Source organism: Pseudomonas sp. B14(2022), from assembly GCF_012030485.1.
Classification (GTDB): domain Bacteria; phylum Pseudomonadota; class Gammaproteobacteria; order Pseudomonadales; family Pseudomonadaceae; genus Aquipseudomonas.
In genome coordinates, this window is record NZ_JAAUVM010000010.1 from 53,779 (window position 1) to 72,319 (window position 18,541).

The 18,541-nt window shown below is 61.1% G+C and carries 13 protein-coding genes; 9 read left to right on the forward strand and 4 right to left on the reverse strand.

Going from position 1 to position 18,541, the window contains the following annotated elements; genetic code table 11:
* Positions 1 to 606: 606 nt before the first annotated feature.
* The gene (locus HCF10_RS16435; RefSeq protein ID WP_167655960.1) at positions 607 to 891 is read left to right on the forward strand and encodes a DUF3077 domain-containing protein; all 285 of its coding nucleotides are present in this window, start codon (positions 607 to 609) and stop codon (positions 889 to 891) included.
* 241 nt (positions 892 to 1,132) lie between these two features.
* Positions 1,133 to 3,262, forward strand: a complete 2,130-nt coding sequence (locus HCF10_RS16440) for a M48 family metallopeptidase (RefSeq protein WP_167655961.1) — start codon at positions 1,133 to 1,135, stop codon at positions 3,260 to 3,262.
* Between the two features lie 73 nt (positions 3,263 to 3,335).
* Here HCF10_RS16440 and HCF10_RS16445 read toward each other — a convergent pair whose 3' ends face one another.
* Entirely contained in the window at positions 3,336 to 4,652 is a 1,317-nt protein-coding gene (locus tag HCF10_RS16445; protein ID WP_167655962.1) for an OprD family porin, read from the reverse strand.
* A gap of 409 nt (positions 4,653 to 5,061) precedes the next feature.
* On the opposite strand from HCF10_RS16445, the gene HCF10_RS16450 reads away from it, so the two are divergent.
* Complete coding sequence (locus HCF10_RS16450) at positions 5,062 to 7,134, forward strand: TonB-dependent receptor (RefSeq protein WP_145335841.1); 2,073 nt, start codon at positions 5,062 to 5,064, stop codon at positions 7,132 to 7,134.
* Between the two features lie 77 nt (positions 7,135 to 7,211).
* On the opposite strand, the gene HCF10_RS16455 is transcribed toward HCF10_RS16450, so the two are convergent.
* From HCF10_RS16455 to HCF10_RS16465, 3 genes are all read right to left on the reverse strand, one after another.
* The gene (locus HCF10_RS16455) at positions 7,212 to 7,427 is read right to left on the reverse strand and encodes a hypothetical protein (RefSeq protein WP_131696949.1); all 216 of its coding nucleotides are present in this window, start codon (positions 7,425 to 7,427) and stop codon (positions 7,212 to 7,214) included.
* Between the two features lie 234 nt (positions 7,428 to 7,661).
* On the reverse strand, positions 7,662 to 8,768 hold the full coding sequence (gene aguA / locus HCF10_RS16460) for an agmatine deiminase (RefSeq protein ID WP_131696950.1): 1,107 nt from the start codon (positions 8,766 to 8,768) through the stop codon (positions 7,662 to 7,664).
* Between the two features lie 121 nt (positions 8,769 to 8,889).
* Complete coding sequence (locus HCF10_RS16465) at positions 8,890 to 11,790, reverse strand: aminotransferase (protein WP_167655963.1); 2,901 nt, start codon at positions 11,788 to 11,790, stop codon at positions 8,890 to 8,892.
* A 147-nt stretch (positions 11,791 to 11,937) separates the two neighbouring features.
* On the opposite strand from HCF10_RS16465, the gene rfbB reads away from it, so the two are divergent.
* The 6 genes from rfbB to HCF10_RS16495 are packed head-to-tail and all read left to right on the forward strand — an operon-like array spanning position 11,938 to position 18,518.
* Positions 11,938 to 13,020, forward strand: coding sequence for a dTDP-glucose 4,6-dehydratase (gene rfbB, locus HCF10_RS16470; protein WP_167655964.1), 1,083 nt, complete (start codon positions 11,938 to 11,940; stop codon positions 13,018 to 13,020).
* Positions 13,017 to 13,892 (forward strand): glucose-1-phosphate thymidylyltransferase RfbA, encoded by an 876-nt coding sequence (rfbA, locus tag HCF10_RS16475; RefSeq protein ID WP_131696953.1) that lies wholly within the window; start codon positions 13,017 to 13,019, stop codon positions 13,890 to 13,892. The genes rfbB and rfbA overlap by 4 nt, the downstream gene beginning before the upstream one ends.
* Entirely contained in the window at positions 13,889 to 14,434 is a 546-nt protein-coding gene (gene rfbC / locus HCF10_RS16480) for a dTDP-4-dehydrorhamnose 3,5-epimerase (protein ID WP_167655965.1), read from the forward strand. Before rfbA ends, rfbC begins: the two co-directional genes overlap by 4 nt.
* The gene (gene rfbD / locus HCF10_RS16485) at positions 14,431 to 15,300 is read left to right on the forward strand and encodes a dTDP-4-dehydrorhamnose reductase (protein WP_167655966.1); all 870 of its coding nucleotides are present in this window, start codon (positions 14,431 to 14,433) and stop codon (positions 15,298 to 15,300) included. The genes rfbC and rfbD overlap by 4 nt, the downstream gene beginning before the upstream one ends.
* Positions 15,301 to 15,336: 36 nt before the next feature.
* Positions 15,337 to 17,145, forward strand: coding sequence for a sensor histidine kinase (locus tag HCF10_RS16490; RefSeq protein WP_131696956.1), 1,809 nt, complete (start codon positions 15,337 to 15,339; stop codon positions 17,143 to 17,145).
* Positions 17,142 to 18,518, forward strand: coding sequence for a sigma-54-dependent transcriptional regulator (locus tag HCF10_RS16495; RefSeq protein WP_167655967.1), 1,377 nt, complete (start codon positions 17,142 to 17,144; stop codon positions 18,516 to 18,518). The genes HCF10_RS16490 and HCF10_RS16495 overlap by 4 nt, the downstream gene beginning before the upstream one ends.
* The last annotated feature ends 23 nt before the right edge of the window (positions 18,519 to 18,541 follow it).

The following is an 18,541-nucleotide window of genomic DNA, read 5'->3' on the forward strand; positions in this document are numbered from 1 at the left end:
TAGGAGCTCAGCACGAACACAAGCTACTGAGATAATTACCATTTTTTGTATAGTTCGACTCCTGGTGCCGCACCATATAAGACGAAGTCCCTGCAGCAATGCAGCGGCTTTGTTTTTTCTGGGACACTCATCCTCGATCAGCCCCTTCCGGCCTCACCTCCCTACCTGTTGAATCACACCTTTCGCGCCAAAACTCCAGATTTCGTCCTTTATGCTGAATTATGTATTGGCAATAATTACGGCGTATCCATAAAACAAATAATGGCATCAACGCCCGACCGCAACATTTCAAGACGAGCTGAAAAATCAACCAATCCATTTTCCCGATTGCTCCTCACCTCTCACCACGCTAACCTCCCCCCGTCGCTGCCAATTCAGCGATCGGGCCTGATAACCCGGCAAGATGCAGGCGCACCTAGCGCCCCCAACACCCGATTTTGAAGGCGTTTTTTTTCGCCTGAAAATTCGTGCAATGGCGGCTGTGCGTGGGAGACCTCCGGGTCTGCCGGGTTCCTGTATCTCCGGTTTATCAGCCTGCGCACAGCTGCCACCCAATTCGCCTGATAACGAATGTGGTAGCTCTCACTCGATATGGGAGTTTTACCGATGACCGCTCCAAATCCCTCTGCGTTAACCACCCTCGGCGTCACCCCGTTCTCCTTTCACTCCGACCAACCTCTGTTCCGCGTCAACAGCGGTGTTTCCCTGCATGAAGCCTTACATCACGTTTCCGACTTGCTCCACGCTGCCAAGCTGCTCGCCGAAGATGCAGCGATGACCAAGGAGACGGATCGTTATGCCTGGGCGTCGCATTATTTGCAGGAGATGAGCAAGGCGGTGATTGATGATGTGGTGAAGGTGTTGGAGTCGCCTGGGAATACCGGGCTGTAAGTAGGGCTGTGAAGCGGCCCCAAAACCAGGCGCTTAGTTTTAACAGCAAAATCTCAGTGTCTTTATTGGGGCTGCTGCGCAGCCCGGCGCGGGGCAAGCCCGCTTACCACAGAGTTGTGTGCTCGCATTTAAGAGTGGTGTAGATACCCTGGGCCGCTCCAGCTCCCACAGAAGCGCGCCTCGGCCTGGGGCGTTTTTTTCGGTATAAACCTGAACACCCCCGCGTCGTGAACGGACTCCCATGAACGCTCTGAAACTGATCTGTCTGCTGGTGATTTTCCCGCTGCTGCTGGCCACCCTCGGCGGCTGGGAGCGTCAGCGTGGTGAGGACGCAACCACAGCGTTGATCGATTACCACCTCAACCTTGATAAAGCCAAGCCCCCGTTGCAAGCGCTGACAGCCAGACAGCCCGCGAGTAGTGTCGACCTGCCTGATGGCGTCATCAGCGTTGCGGAAGCCCTCTCGCGTCTGGAAAAAATCGAAGCTGAACTACCCTCCGTACACCGCGTGAACCGTGCGATGCGGGCCCTGGCGCCGTGGGTGATGGGCTTGGGTCTGTTGGCGGCGTTGATTGGTGTGGCTGCGTTGGCGGGTACGTACTGGGCGGGGCGGCGGGCACGGCAGTCACGGGAGAGGTTATTGCAGGTGTTCTCCCTGGGCAGCCGCCTGTTGCCCTACGTGCTGGTGGGCCATGTGGTGGCGGTGGCGGCGGCCGTCGCGTTGGCGTTAAGTTTCGAAGGCTTGGCGATGTGGCATATCGGCCGGCTGGGCAGTGGCGAAGTCAAGCTGATGGCGGTGCTGGGGGTGGTCGCGGCGTTTTGTCTGTATTCGATCTGGTCGTTGCTTAGACAGCTGCGCCCTATGCTGGGGATGTTCAAGCCTGAGCCGCTGGAGATGTTCGGCCAGCTGGTGACGCCCGCGCAGGCTCCAGGGTTGTGGCGCCATGTGGACAAGTTGGCGGGTAGGCTCGGCGCGCTGCCACCGGACCACATCGTGGTGAGCCTGGCCCAGGGCTTTTACGTGACGTCCAGCGCGGCCACTGTGCAACCGGCGAATACTTCGCTGCAGGGGCGCACCTTGCATGTGCCGCTGCTGTATCTGGGCCTGCTGAGCCGTGAAGAAATCAGCGCGGTGATCGGCCATGAGCTGGCGCACTTTGTGGGGCAGGACACGGAATACAGCCTGCGCTTTTTGCCGATCTACGATGGGGTTAATCGCAGCCTGGAAGCGCTGTTGAATACGATGCTGGCCAGCGATTTTATCCAGGGACGGCTGATGCGGCCGTCGTTCATGTTCGGTGTGTTTTTCATGCAGCGCTTTGATGACGCGGTGAACCACTGGAGCCGTGAGCGCGAATTGCTGGCGGACGCTGCCGGCGCGCAGTTGGCGGGCCCTGCTGCGGCGGCGTCAGCGTTGTTGCGGGTGTCGGTGTTGCAGACGCACGTTGAGGATGCCTTGTTAGCAGTGTGTGAAGCAGGCTCGGCTACAGACCTGCCCGACGCCGTGTTCGCGCGCTTGCGTGAGTGTGAATTGCAACCATCACCCGAAGCCCTGGAGATTCATCAACCGCATCCCACCGACTCCCACCCCTCCAATGGCGAACGTCTGCAGGCGCTCGACGTGCCACTGGACGATACCCTGCGCGGTGCCACCCGCGCGGTGGATCGCGGCTTAGCGAATGCGCAGATGGACGCCTATTTCAGCGCACCCCAGGCACTGCGCGAGCGACTGTCTCGGGATGTGATGGACGTGGCCGTGTCGGAGAACACCGCACACACCCATCTGCTGGAAACCTTGGCCGCTTCGGCCGAGGGTGAGCGTAGCTTGCATGAAGGCGGCCAGTGGCGCGGGGTACTGATGGCCGTGTCGAGCCTGCCCTTTGTGCTGGCTGCGCTGTTTATCCTGAGTCGAGTCTGGCTCGCCCCGGAGCGTTTGAAAGGCACACCGCTGTCGGCAGTCAGTGCAGGCGCGTGTCTCGGCATTATTGGGCTGGGCCTGCTATGGCTGGGCATCCGTCGATTCAAGCGTGCGCCGCAGACCGCGTTGCGCCTGACGCCGGAGCATTTTGTGTTCAATAACCTGGCGCAACCGCTGCCCATCGAACATATCGAGGAGATCACGTTGCAGTTTGTCCAGGGCATCTGGGTAACCGTCCAACTGACGCCCGAGGCGCCATTACCCGCAACGCGCAAGACGGCGTTCGGCGTACCCTGCGTGCGGATCAACAAGAAGAAACGCCAGGTGCTGCTGCTGATGGCACAGCTGTGTATCGACAATAAAAAGATCGAACCCTATGAGGGGTTGTCCTTGATGCTCGACTACAAGAATGCAGCGTTGGCGCGCAAGATTTTGCAGAGCCGCCAGGACTGATGCGCGCCCATAAAAAAACCCCGAACCAGTCGGGGTTTTTTATCGCCTGGAATCAGGCGCGACGTGCGATCAGTTAGAAAACGTTGATCGGGTAGTCGGCGAACAGACGGATTTCGTTACCGCCTACGTTGTACTTGTCGGCATTGCTGGAAACGCGCAACCAGGATGCACGCGCACGCAGGCTCAGGTCTTTGGCCGGGCCGCTCTGCACGACGTATTTGAACTGGTTGAAGATTTCACGCTCGGTGCCATTGCCACGGCCACTGCCGTCGTCAATGTTGGTACCGCGCACGTAGGCCACGTTGTAGGTCAGGCCAGGTACACCGAAGGTGCTGAAGTCCAGACCGTAGCCGGCTTGCCAGGAGCGCTCGTCCTTGCCGTTGAAGTCGGACCAGTAGGAGTTGGCCAGCAGGATGGTGTTGCCGCCGTCGCCGATGCTACCAGCGTTGCGGTAGCCGCCGTACAGGTAGCCGGTGTCGCCAGTACTGCGCTGGTGAGCGACGGTGAAGCTGTGCGGGCCCACAGCCCATGTGGCGCCCAGGCTCCAGATCTTGTTGTCGCGAGCGTCTTCGCTGCGTTGGTTTTCCAGGGCGAAGCTCTTGTCCAGCTTGGTTTTGTAGCCGTTGAAGTCAAAGGTCAGCGACTGTTTCTCTGGCAGGGCCAGTACGTAGTTGACGTTGACGTATTGCTTCTTCAGCACGTCTTGCATGTCGGAGGCGTACAGCGCGGCCGACAGGCTTTCAGTAAATTTGTAGCTACCACCGACGTAGTCGATGCTTTTCAGACGGCCGCTGTCGGTGCCTTCGGCGCTCTTGCGAGCTTCCTTGGTGAAGTGACCGGCGTCGAGTTGCAGGCCGGCGATCTCTTTGGAGACGATCGACGTACCCGTGAACGTTTCGGACAGCAGACGGGAGTTGTCGTAGGCCAGGACCGGAACGTTAGGGAACTGATCACCGTACTTGAGCACAGTGTTGGAGACGCGGAACTTGACGGCTGCGCCACCTTTGGCAAGGTCGTGTGGTGCTGAGCCTGGGTTTGCCGTGCCATCGGGGTTAGTAGTGCCATTACCTTGTTTGAAGAAGTCGATACCGCCCGCGCCGGCGCGACCTTGGCCACCGTCCAGACGGATAGCATATTGGCCGATCACGTCCACACCCACACCGACGGTGCCTTGGGTGAAGCCGGACTCGAACTTGCCGATGAAGCCTTGGCCCCATTCGGCTTTGTCTTGCTGACCGTTTTTGTAGTCACGGCTGATGTAGGCGTTACGGGCTGCGATGTTCAGGTGGCTGTCTTCAACGAAACCTTTGGATTGCTCCTGGTCGTTTGCCATTGCGGTCGATGCGCTCAAAATCCCCAGAGCGATCAGACTCATCCGTTGCTTCAACATTTTTTTGTATTCCTTATTACGGGTTGAGTACGCGCTATGACACCAGGCTCCATGTCGCTTTTCTGGTATCGACTTTTTCCGAAAAAAGAAGGCCCGCGGACGAGTGAACATGCCGCGGGCCTTTTCTTATTGGATGAGTCATGGCGGTTAGCCACAGGCGTTGGACGCAATCCTAGTCGCGCGTTGAACTATGTGTCAATTTCGTGAATCGTCTGTATTTAGGCGAAATAATTCTAAGCAACGGCCTACGGCCTTTCTGAAAACGACCAAATTCTGTCTTCAGCGACCCCGAAAACACATCTAGTAACACATTTCAAAGTCGATACGTTTGGTAATAGATAACGCGCGCAAATGCAAAGCATTACCATTAGCGCGCTTTTCCTGCCAAACACTTTGGATGCATTTCACCATGCCTGCCCTTCGCCTGACGCCCATGACCCTTGGGCTTTCTGTTCTGCTGTCTGCCGGTTTTGCCTGTGCGGCCACAACCTTGCCCGAAACCTCGATCAGCGCCGAAGCTGACGAAGACGACCCGCGCGTCAAGGAAACCAGCACCGCTACTCGCACCGCTACCCCCGTGCGTTATGTGCCCCAGGCCATCGACTCGGTGAAGACCGAAAGCCTGCGCTCCTACGGCACCAACGACCTGGGCCAGGCCTTGAGCGGCATCCCCAATGTGAGCAGCGGTGCCGATACGCGCTTCGACAGTTTGCGCATCCGTGGCTTCGACGCGAGCAACGACTTCTACCTGGATGGCATTCGCGACGACAGCCAGTACGTACGCGACCTGCACAACATCGAGCGTATCGAAGTGCTCAAAGGCCCGGCAGCGGTGCTTTACGGGCGAGGCGGCCAGGGAGGGATCGTCAATCGCGTGAGCAAACTGCCAACGGCCGGGCATAAGTCGAGCATCGAAGCCCAGGGCGGCAGCAATGATTTGCGCAGTGTGTATGCCGACCTGAGCACCGACCCCAGCGATAACATCAGCCTGCGCCTGAACATGGGCAACCAGGACAACAACAGCTTCCGCGACGGCGTCAGTGGCAACCGCCAACTGTTCGCGCCGTCCATGAGCTGGCAGCTCACACCGGATCTGAACTGGCTGGTGCAATACGAATACAGCCGCTACAACCGCACGCCCGATCGCGGCATCCCCGGCGTCAACGGCCGCCCCGCCGACGTCAGTCGCAGCACCACCTACGGTGACAACCGCGATTACATCGACGACAAGTCCCAGTCCCTGCGCTCCAAGCTGGCCTACGAACTCAACGACAACTGGCAACTGCGCCAGACCTTGGGCGTGTTCAAGCTCGACAGCGATTTCGACAATACCTACCAGACCGCCTACGTTGCCTCGACCAATCGGGTGACGCGCCAACGCTGGCAACAAGACCTGACTACCCTCAACGTCTTCAACAACGTCGAGTTGGAGGGAGGTTTCAGCACCTTCGGCCTCGAACACCGCCTGCTCACCGGCCTTGAGCTGGGCAGCCAGCGCCGCGATCCAAAACTGTACACCGCCCCCGTCTCGGCCGTGCCAACTCTGGACCTCAACCAGCCCAACCGTAATCTGAGCCACACCGGGCGCATGAGCGTATCGAGTAACAACCACACCGAAGTCGAAAGCCGCGCCCTGTATGTGCAAGACCAACTGCGCCTGAACGATCAGTGGCAAGTGCTGGCCGGCTTGCGTTACGACCGTTTCGAAGTGGACACCAAAAACAAACTGCTCAATACCCGGCAAGACGTCAAAAGCCACAGCACCAGCCCGCGCTTTGGCCTGGTGTGGACGCCCCTGGAACACCACTCGTTCTATGCCTCGTGGAGCAAGACCTTCTCCCCGGCCGGTGGCGGCCTGATCGGTATTACCCCGAACGCCGCCGGCAGCGTCAACGACCTAAGCCCCGAACTGACCAAGCAAAAAGAAATCGGCGTGAAAAGCGACTGGCTCGACGACCGCCTGAGCACCACCCTGGCGGTGTACGAACTGGAACTCTACAACCGCCGCACAAGCGACCCGCTGGACCGCACCATCACCCTGCTCAGCGGCCTGCAGCGTTCACGCGGCGTGGAGCTGACGGCCACCGGTAAGATCGTCGGCAACTGGTATGTACGCGGCGGCATCGGCCTGCAGGATGCCAAGGTCGAGAAGGACAACAATGGCTTTGAAGGCAAGCGCGTCAGCGACGTGGCCAAGCGCAACGGCAGCCTGTTCCTCACCTGGAAACCGGAGATGGGCTGGTACGCGGAGACCGGTTTGACGTTGGTCGGCGACCGTTACGCCGACAGCCTCAACACCGTGGTGCTGCCGGGTTATGGCCGTTGGGACGCGTTGGTCGGGTTCCGGCAGAAAGAATGGGACGTACGCGCGGCGCTGAACAACATTGCCGACAAAAACTACTACGAATCGGCGACCAGCGTGGCGCAAATTCAGCCGGGCGAGCCGCGTAATCTGGTGGTGACGGGGACCTACAGTTTCTAACCCGATACAAAAACACCAATCCCGTAACAGCTGTCGAGCGCAAGCGAGGCAACTGCTACGGGGTCAACGATATTTTTTCAGTTACTCATCAACTCGCACAACGCGTGCATTTCATCCTCGCTGAACAACCCCACCGGGTAGCGCTCATTCATCACACTGCGCAAATCCGGCTGCTGCCTGACCTGTCGCGAGCCGTTTTCCTTCAACCAGAGCCCCAGCGAATGGATCGCGTCACTGTCGACCCGCGAAGGGTGGAAGGTGCGCGTGTACATCGGGTTGATATTGGCATTCATTTCAGCGCTCTCTCCTACTGCGTGAGCGGCTAACTTACTCAAGGTTTATGACAGAACTATGCGGTCATCACCCTGGGCCACTGGGGCAACACCGATACAAGAGCTATGCCAATGTCGCGTATTTATAGGTGGTCGGACACAAAAAAGCCCACGACCGTGTTGGGCCGTGGGCTCGCTGTAAATGCTCAGACTGAGTAGCGCCCGTTCGCAGAAAAGGCGTTGTTACAACTGCACTCAGTTTTTATGCGGAGCCGGCTGTTGTTGGGTCAGGCAGTGGATATTCCCGCCACCCAGTAACAGTTCACGGCCCGGCACCATCACCACTTCGTGCTGCGGGAACAGGTTCTGCAAGATGGCCTTGGCTTCACTGTCCAGCGGGTCGTCGAAACTTGGCGCGATGATGCCGCCGTTGACGATCAGGAAGTTGACGTAGGAACCCGCCAACCGCACGGTCGGATTACGTTCCTGTGTGCCGTCCACCGGGTCGACCCCGGCGCACTCTTCCTCAGTGGCATACAACGGCCCCGGGATCGGCATTTTATGCACTGTGAACGAGCGCCCCTGGGCGTCGGTGCTGCTTTGCAGGACGGCCATGGCGGCGTGGCAACGCGCGTAGTTCGGGTCTTGCGGGTCGTCGGTCCAGGCCAGTAACACTTCGCCCGGGCGCACGTAGCAGCAGAAGTTATCCACATGGCCATCGGTTTCGTCGTTGAAGAGGCCGTCTGGCAGCCAGATGATCTTATCCACAGCCAGGTTGGCGCTGAGTACCGCTTCGATCTCGGCACGGTCGAGGTGCGGATTACGGTTGCGGTTGAGCAGGCATTCCTCGGTGGTGATCAGGGTGCCTTCGCCGTCGACGTGGATCGAGCCGCCTTCCAGCACGAAGCCCTCTGTGCGGTAACGCGGCGCGCGCTCGATTTCGAGGATCTTGCCGCCCACCTGCGAGTCGCGGTTCCACGGCGAGTACAGGCCACCGTCAAAGCCGCCCCACGCGTTGAAATCCCAGTTCACGCCGCGCACTTCGCCACGGTCGTTGATCACGAACGTCGGCCCGGTATCACGCACCCAGGCGTCATCGCTGGACATTTCCACCACCCGAATATTCGGCACGTCCAGACGGGCACGGGCATTTTCGTACTGGCCGGCAGAAACCGCCACGGTCACCGGCTCAAAACGGGCGATGGCCTTAGCCACGGCCACGTGAGCGGCCTGCGCGGGCTTGCCGCCCAGGCGCCAGTTGTCCGGGCGCTCGGGCCACACCATCCAGGTTTGGGTTTGTGGCGCCCATTCGGCGGGCATGTGGAAGCCATCGGCGCGGGGCGTGCTGTGCAGGGTGGTCATGGCGATCAGGACTCCGAATGGGGTAAAGGCCGACTTTATAACGGATAAAAATCGGCTTTAAAAGCGAACAAACAGGCTAACTGATAAATGTGACAGTCAATTGCCGATAACAATCGATTATTTACAATTGCTCATCCAGCACCTTCGACAGCATGTCGACAAAGAAGTCCACGCTGCGCCTGGACGTCACCATCGGCGGCTTGATCTTGAGGATGTTCAAATAATCGCCAGTCGGCTGCATGAAAATCCCCAATTCCCGCAATCGATCACACAACAGGGTGGTCTCTTCGGTGGCGGGCTCCAGGGTTTGCCGGTCACGCACCAACTCCAGGCCCAGATAGAAACCGGAACCGTGAACCGCGCCCACCAGAGGATGACGGTCGATCAGTGCTTCCAACCGCGCCTTGAAATGCCCGCCAACCACTTGGGCGTTTTCCCACAATTTTTCTTCTTCCATCACATCCAGCACCGCCATGCCGATCCGGCAACTCACCGGGCTGCCCCCCGACGATGAGAAGAAATACCCCTCGGCCTCCAATGCCTCGGCGATCTCGCGACGGGTGATCACCGCGCCGAGTGGCTGGCCGTTGCCCATGCCTTTGGCCATGGTGATGATGTCGGGCACCACGCCCTGCTCTTCGAAGCCCCAGAAGAAATGCCCCATGCGGCCGTAGCCGACCTGCACTTCATCGGCGATGCACACGCCGCCCTGGGCACGCACCAACCCGTACACCTGCTGCAAGTAACCCGGCGGCAGGGAGATGCCGCCGGCGTTGCCATACACCGGCTCACAGATAAACCCGGCCAATTGGCGCTTGCTCGCAGCGATTTTCGCCAGGTTATGTTCCACGCTTCGTACGTAGTCCGGCGCACTGTCCTGCCCGCGGAATTCACCGCGATAGGTGTTCGGCGCGGTGACCGGGTGGACCCACTCCGGGCGGCTGCTCAGGGCCTGGGGGTTGTCGGCAATCGAGGTGGACACCGCATCCGCCGCCACCGACCAGCCGTGATAGGCCTCCAGCACACTGAGCATGTCGCGCCCACCGCTGTAGGCCCAGGCCAGGCGGATGGCCAGGTCGTTGGCCTCGGTGCCGCTGTTGACCAGGAACACCCGATCCATACCCTCCGGCGCCAGCGCCAGCAAGCGCTCGGAAAACTCGGCAATGGCCGCATAGTGAAACCGCGAGTTGGTATTGAGCAGCGACCATTGCCGCGCCGCCACCGCCGCCATGCGCGGGTGGCCGTGACCCAGCACGGCGACATTATTGAGCATGTCCAGGTAGGAACGGCCTTGCATATCGATCAGGTGGTTGCGCCAGCCGCGCTCGATGCGTGGCGGGTCGACGTAATAGTGTTTCTGCGAACGGGCGAAACTGGCGTCCCGACGGGCCAGCAGCGCGTGGGGGTCGAGCTCCGGCTCGGCATCGCAGGCCAGTCCCAGTAATGCCGCAGGTGATGGACACAACGCTTGCCAGGCCAAGGCACGGGACGGTGTGCAAAACAGCGGCGGTTCGAGGTCGGCACGACACAGTTGCACGGTCAGCGGCCCATGGACCTCACCGAGGACCTGCCCCTTCACCAGCAATGAACCGGGCTTCAACCTCGTGTTCACGCCCCACAACCGCACGCTCAGCTCAACCCCTTGCACGCTCACAAGGCCGTCGGCGTCCTGATGCAGCGTTCCGGCGAAAGGCGCCTCCAACACCGTGCCATGGGGCAAATGCAGCTCTACGTGGAGGGGAAAAGTGTGCGGTTCGGCGGCACTGTCCGGGCAGGTACGCGACAGCCGATATTGGCCATAACGACTTGCCGCCAGCCCATGTACGGTTGCCGCCTGATCCAGCAGATGCCGATCAATGCCCGGCAGTTCCCAGTTGCCGGCTTCGAAATGCGGGCTGAGCACGCCCAGGTCGATCAGCGCGAACTCACGCCCCACCAGGCCCGGCAGCAACGGCGCGAAGTCCTGGCTGGCAACCGACGGCAGCGTCTCACCGACACTACTGAGAATCGCAGCCTCCATCAGTTCAAACGGCACCGACGTCGCCACATGGAAAATTTCCCACTCGTGCTCGGCGTTTTTCAATAGATAAGTGTTGTCCGGTTCCAGGCGTTGCTGCTGTTCGCTGCTTAATACCAACACTGCCGCACGGGCGACGATCAGCGGCCACAATGCCTGCAATTCCTCGCGCTGCAGCGGGGTCACGGCGTGGCAGGCCTGGACCGCCGGCAGGATGGCAAAAGGGTCGCCCTCGGCATGGTGCAACAGGGCCGCGCAGGTCACCGACAGGTCGGCAACCCGCCAGGTGTTCACCAGGTCGCCGAAATCGATGACGCCTTGCAGTTGCCAGCGCCGTTGCGCATCGCGCTGCCAGACCACGTTGTCATCGGTGATGTCCATGTGCACCGCTTGCCTGGGCAGGCGGTCGGCCAGGGGGCGAATGCGCTGTTCAACCTGCTCGGCCACCTGTTCCAGTACGGCGCGGTGGGGCAGGTTTTCCAGGGTGGCCAACAGATGGGGGATCAGTTCCCGAGCATGGCGCGGGTCCCATTGCAGGGTACGGTCCAGTCCAGCGTGCGAGAAATCAGCCAGCGCGAGGCTCATGCGCCCGCACAGGTCGCCAAAGCCTGCGATCACGTCGCGCCCCAAATGCGGCAGATGGGTCAACGGCTGGCCGTCGATATAATCCAGCAGCCGCAGGTGCAGGGGCTGGCCATCGACCGTCACGCTCAAAAGCTCTTCACCGCTCAGGGCCTTGATGACCTTGGGCACACGCACGGCCTGCAGGGTGTTGAGGGCCGCGTGCTGGGCCTGCAGCTCAACCGCGGCGTAGTCGCCCCGGCAGATTTTCAGAACAAACCGGCCGCGGGTGCTGTCGACTTTGTAATTGAGGTCTTGCTGGCTGCCCAGTGACTGCAACGTGCCAGCAAGCCCGTAATGCTGCATGAGAAGTTGAGCCGCCTGATCGGCACCTACTTGGGGGCAGGGCAGACTGGCGCGATGGATCAACGTGGCGAGCAGCATGGGGGGATGACCTCGAATTTTTAGAGGTGTATATCGCCATTTTTCAGGGGGTTTACGCAACCCCCACACACATGCCGTCCTGCCCAGCACCACAACACAGGCTATGCTGCACTCGCTAAACGTCCGTCTAAGGAAAGGGCCCCCGACATGCGCATTCTCATTACCGGTGGCGCCGGTTTTATTGGTTCTGCCTTGATACGTCACTTGATTCAGCACACCGAGCACGAGGTGCTCAACCTCGACAAGCTCACCTACGCCGGCAACCTGGAATCGCTGACCAGCATCGCGTCCAATAGCCGGTATGAGTTCGTTAAGGCCGATATTATCGACCAGGCCGCCGTCAGCGCCGTGCTCGCACGCTTCGAACCCCACGCGATCATGCACCTGGCCGCCGAATCCCATGTAGACCGTTCGATTGACGGCCCGTCGGATTTTATCCAGACCAATATCGTCGGCACTTACAGCCTGCTGGAGGCCGCCCGTGGCTATTGGCAAACACTCGCCGAGCCAGAAAAACGTGCGTTTCGCTTCCACCATATTTCCACCGACGAAGTCTACGGCGACCTCCACGGCGTGGACGACTTGTTCAGCGAAACCACGCCTTACGCGCCCAGCTCGCCCTACTCGGCCAGCAAAGCCGCGTCCGACCACTTGGTCCGCGCCTGGCAACGCACGTACGGCCTGCCCGTGCTGCTGACCAACTGCTCCAACAACTACGGCCCCTTCCATTTCCCCGAGAAGTTGATCCCGCTGGTCATCCTCAACGCCCTCGCAGGCAAGCCATTGCCGGTCTATGGTGATGGTTTGCAGGTGCGCGACTGGTTGTTTGTCGAAGACCATGCCAGGGCATTGCTCACCGTCGTGACACAAGGCGTGGTCGGCGAGACCTACAACATCGGCGGCCACAACGAGCAGAAGAATATCGATGTGGTCCGCAGCATCTGCACCCTGCTGGAGGAATTGGCCCCGCAGCATCCCCACGGGGTGGAGACATACACCGACCTGATCACGTTCGTGAAGGACCGTCCAGGGCACGACCAACGCTACGCAATCGATGCCGGCAAGATCGAACGCGAACTGGGCTGGGTACCCAAAGAGACCTTTGAAACCGGGCTGCGCAAAACCGTGCAGTGGTACCTCGATAACCTGGAATGGTGCCGCAGGGTTCAGGACGGCAGTTATCAGGGTGAACGCTTAGGCAATACCGACACGAGGGATCTGATTGCATGATGAAAGGAATCGTATTGGCCGGTGGCTCCGGCACCCGCTTGCACCCCATCACCCTGGGCGTGTCCAAGCAACTGCTACCGGTGTATGACAAGCCGATGATCTACTACCCGATCTCGGTGCTGATGCTGGCAGGCATCAAAGAAATCCTGGTGATTTCCACCCCGGCGGACTTACCGCAATACCGCAACCTGCTGGGCGATGGCAGCCAGTTTGGCGTCAGCTTCAGCTACGCCGAACAACCGCAGCCGGACGGCTTGGCACAGGCCTTTCTGATTGGCGAACAGTTCATCGGTGACGACCCCGTGTGCCTGATCCTGGGCGATAACATTTTCCACGGCCAGCGTTTCAGCGAGCAATTACATGCAGCGGTCAAGCGCGGCAAAGGTGCCACGGTATTTGGTTATTGGGTCAAGGATCCGCAGCGCTTCGGCGTGATCGACTTCGACAGCGAAGGCCGCGCCCTGTCCATCGAAGAAAAACCCATCACCCCCAAATCAAGCTATGCCGTCACCGGCCTGTATTTCTACGACAATGACGTGGTCAGCATCGCCAAATCCGTCACACCCTCCGCCCGTGGCGAATTGGAAATCACCGACGTCAACAACGCTTACTTGAAGCGCGGTGACTTGCAGGTGGAGCGCTTCGGTCGAGGTTTCGCCTGGCTGGATACCGGCACCCACGACAGTTTGCTGGAAGCATCACAGTACGTGCAGACCATCGAACACCGTCAGGGCCTCAAAGTGGCGTGCCTCGAAGAAATCGCCTACAGCAACGGCTGGATCGACCGCGACCATCTGCTCGAACGCGCCCAATACTTCGGCAAAACCGGCTATGGCCAATACCTGCACACCCTGGCGGGAGACAACCGGTGAACGTCGTTGACACCTCACTCCCCGGCGTAATGATCATCGAGCCCAAGGTGTTCGGTGACGAGCGTGGTTTTTTCTACGAAAGCTTCAATGCTCGCGCCTTTGCAGCGGCCACCGGGCTCAAGCGCGAGTTTGTCCAGGACAACCACTCGCGCTCGCAAAAAGGCGTGCTGCGGGGCCTGCATTACCAACTGGAGCACACCCAGGGCAAACTGGTGCGGGTTACCGCCGGTGAAGTGCTGGACGTCGCCGTGGACATTCGCCGCAGCTCGCCGAACTTCGGGCGATGGGTCAGCGTGCGTTTGTCGGCGCAGAACCATCGCCAGCTGTGGGTGCCGGAAGGGTTTGCCCATGGGTTTGTGGTGCTGAGCGACTCCGCCGAGTTCCTGTACAAGACCACCGACTACTACCAGCCGAGCGCGGAACGCAGCATCCTGTGGAACGACCCGACACTCGCAATCGACTGGGAACTGACCGATCCGCCGCAACTGTCCGCCAAGGACCAGGCTGGAAAACTGCTGATGGACGCCGATCTATTCCCATGAAAATCCTGATCACCGGCCAACACGGCCAAGTCTCCCAGGCGCTGCAAACGCAGCTTCAGGGCCTGGGCAAACTGATTGTGCTTGGCCGCGAGCAACTCGATCTGACCGACGCCGAACACATTCGCCAGCAGGTGCGCGCCCATCGCCCCGACCTGATCATCAACGCCGCCGCCCACACGGCTGTGGATCAAGCTGAAAGCGAAGCGGACCTCGCCTTCGCCCTCAACGCCATCGCCCCCGGTGTTCTCGCCGAGGAAGCCAAGGCCCTGGACAGCCCGTTGATCCACTACTCCACCGACTACGTGTTCGACGGCAGCAAGCCGGCGCCCTACGCCGAAGCTGACACGCCCAACCCCCTGGGCGTCTACGGCCAGAGCAAACTGGCCGGTGAGCGGGCGATTGCCGCAGTAGGCGGCGCACACCTGATCCTGCGCACCAGTTGGGTCTACTCCAACCACGGCAAGAACTTCCTGCTGACCATGCAGCGCCTGCTGCAGGAGAAACCCCACCTGCGCATCGTCGCCGACCAGATCGGCGCGCCGACGTGGGCCGGGACCATTGCCGACAGTACGCTCGCCCTGATCGAGCGTTGGCAAGCTGGCAAGGCCGGGGAATGGGGCATCTATCACCTGACCGCCGAGGGTGAAACCTCGTGGTTCGGTTTTGCCCAAGCGATTGGCGAGCATCTGCGCGCCAGCGGCCGTGCCTGTGCCGAACTGGAGGCGATCCCGTCCAGCGCCTACCCGACGCCCGCGCGGCGCCCGCTTAACTCACGCCTCGATTGCAGCCACCTGCGCCAGCAATGGCACGTCACTCAGCCGCTGTGGCAAGACGCACTGCGCGAGTGTCTTGCCGGGCAGCACTAGGCATAATGCGCCTGTACCCACAGGCGCACGACTCCCATGACCCCACCCCTTCCGCGAAGACCCCGCTGGCGCAGCCTCGCCCTGTTGGCCCTGTGCCTGGCACCGCTGCTGTGGCCGCTGGAGCATTTGGCCGAGCGCTACTATCGCAGCGAACTGGCCGGGCAAAACCGCCAGACCCTCGACCTGTACGTCGCCAACCTGCTGGGCACCCTGCATCGCTATGAAGTGCTGCCGCAGATTCTCGGCGACTTGCCGGCCTTGCGCACGGCGCTGGATGCACCACAGGTAAGCACCAATCTGGTCAACGCCAACCTGCTGCTCAAGGACGTCGCCGCCCAGGCCGGGGTGGAAGTGATGTATTTGATGGACACCACCGGCAAGACCCTCGCCGCGTCCAATTGGGACAAGCAGGACAGTTTCGTCGGGCGCAACTTCTCGTTCCGGCCCTATTTCAGCGAAGCCATGGCCGGGCGCCTGGGGCGGTTTTTCGGTCTGGGCACCACTTCGGCCAAGCGCGGCTATTTCTTCGCCGCCGCCGTGCGCGATGGCGACAAAATAATCGGCGTCCTGGTGGTCAAGGTCGACCTGGACCACACCGAAAGCCTGTGGGGCAACACGCCCGAGCAACTGCTGGTCACCGACCATAACGGCGTGGTGATCCTCACGTCGCGTCCACAATGGCGCTTCCGTGCCACGCGGCCGCTGACCGCCGAAGAGCGCCAGGCCATCATTGCCATCCAGCCCTACCCCACACGTGACCCGCAGCCGCTGACCCTGAGCAACAGCGCATGGCTGCGCCAATCCACCGCCATTGCCGAGACCGGCTGGAATGTGGAGATCCTTGCACCACAATCCTTGATCAGCCGCCCGGTGCGCACGGTGGTCGCCGTGGGCGGCGCCACATTGCTGGTGTTGATGCTGCTGCTGGGCCTGTTGATGCAACGCCGTCGCCACTACCTGGAACGTATCGCCTTCGAAGCCAAGGCCCGCCGCGAGCTGGAAATGCGTGTGGTCGAACGGACCAGCGATCTGGAAGGCCTGAACCGACGCCTCAAACAGGAAGTGCTGGAGCGCGAACACGCCCAGCAGGAACTGGTGCGCGCCCAGGATGACCTGGTGCAGGCCGGCAAGCTGTCGGCGCTGGGCACCATGTCGGCGAGTATCAGCCACGAACTCAATCAACCCCTGGCGGCGATCCGCAGCTATGCGGAAAACGCCGAGATCCTGCTCGACCATGAGCGCACCAGCGATGCCCGGGGCAATCTCAAGCTGATCAGCGAACTGACCGGGCGCATGGCCTCGATCATCGCGCACCTGCGCGCCTTCGCCCGGCGCGACCGCCATGCCCCGGAAAGCGTGGCCCTGCAACCGGCGCTGGACGATGCGCTGGCGCTGCTGGCCAAGCGGCGGCGGTCGATGGAAGTCGAGTTGATCCGCGATTTGCCGGAAGCGACCCTGTGGGTGCAGGCCGGCGAAACCCGCTTGCGCCAGGTGCTGGGCAACCTGCTGGCCAACGCCCTCGACGCCCTCACCGAAAAAGGCCCGCCGCGCAAACTGTGGCTGAGTGCCGAAACCACCGCCCAGGGCGTCAACCTGTACATTCGCGACAATGGCCCAGGCTTTTGCATGGAAGCGTTAGGCCGCGCCAGCGAACCGTTCTACACCACCAAGACGCGCACCCAAGGCTTGGGCCTGGGCCTGGCGATCTGTGAAACCCTGATGCGTGCCTTTGGTGGCGAACTGCTGTTTGCCAACCACAAGGAAGGCGGCGCGCTGTTAACCTTGAAATTACGCGCCGGCTCGCCGGGCGTCAGTCTGCAACCGTCCGAGGACCGCAGTGTATGAGTATCGATAACCAGATTCAGGTGGTGTTGATCGACGACGATCCACACTTGCGTCAGGCCCTGTGCCAGACCCTGGACCTGGCCGGGCTGAAAGTCCTGACCCTGGGCGAAGCCAACGGCCTCACCGCGCGCCTGTCGCGGGATTGGCCGGGCGTGGTGGTCAGCGATATCCGCATGCCCGGCATGGACGGCCTGGAGCTGCTGGCCGATCTGCACGCCCAGGATCCGGACCTGCCGGTGCTGCTGATCACCGGCCACGGCGACGTGCCGTTGGCGGTGCAGGCCATGCGCGCGGGTGCCTATGACTTCCTCGAGAAACCCTTCTCCAGCGACGCCCTGCTCGACAGCGTGCGCCGCGCCCTGGCCCTGCGCCGATTGGTACTCGACAACCGCAGCCTGCGCCTGGCCCTCAGTGACCGCCAGCAGTTGAGCACGCGCCTTGTCGGGCACTCCCCGCAAATGCTGCGCCTGCGCGAGCAGATCGGCGCCCTGGCCGCGACCCGTGCCGATGTGCTGATCCTCGGTGAAACCGGCGCTGGCAAGGAAGTGGTGGCCCGCGCGCTGCACGACCTGTCGAGCCGGCGCAGCGGGCCGTTTGTGGCGATAAACGCCGGGGCGTTGGCCGAATCGGTGGTGGAAAGTGAACTGTTCGGCCATGAGCCCGGCGCCTTTACCGGCGCGCAAAAACGCCGCATCGGCAAGTTCGAATTCGCCAATGGCGGCACGTTGTTCCTCGATGAAATCGAAAGCATGAGCCTGGACGTGCAGGTCAAGCTGCTGCGCCTGTTACAGGAGCGTGTGGTGGAGCGCCTCGGCGGTAATCAGCTGATCCCGCTGGATATCCGCATCATCGCCGCCACCAAGGAAGACCTGCGCCAGGCCGCCGACCAGGGCCGCTTCCGTGCCGACTTGTATTACCGCCTCAACGTCGCGCCATTGCGCATTCCGCCACTGCGCGAGCGCGGTGAAGACGCGCTGATGCTGTTCCAGCACTTCGCCGACGAAGCCAGCAGCCGCCACGGCCTACCGTTGCACGAGTTGCAACCGGGCCAACGCGCGCTGCTGTTACGCCACAATTGGCCGGGCAATGTGCGCGAATTGCAGAACGCCGCCGAGCGCTTTGCCTTGGGCCTGGAGTTGGCGCTGGACAACACGCCGGACAGTCCCGCCAGCAGCGTGCTGACTTCCACGCCGGGCGGCTTGAGCGAGCAGGTCGAGCAGTTCGAAAAAAGCCTGATCGCCGCCGAACTGACCCGCCCCCACAGCTCCATGCGCAGCCTCGCCGAAGCACTCGGCGTACCGCGCAAGACCCTGCACGACAAACTGCGCAAACACGGCCTGAACTTCGCCAACCAAAGCGCTGACGACGAATGACCCTGCCCACCCATCAAGAGGCC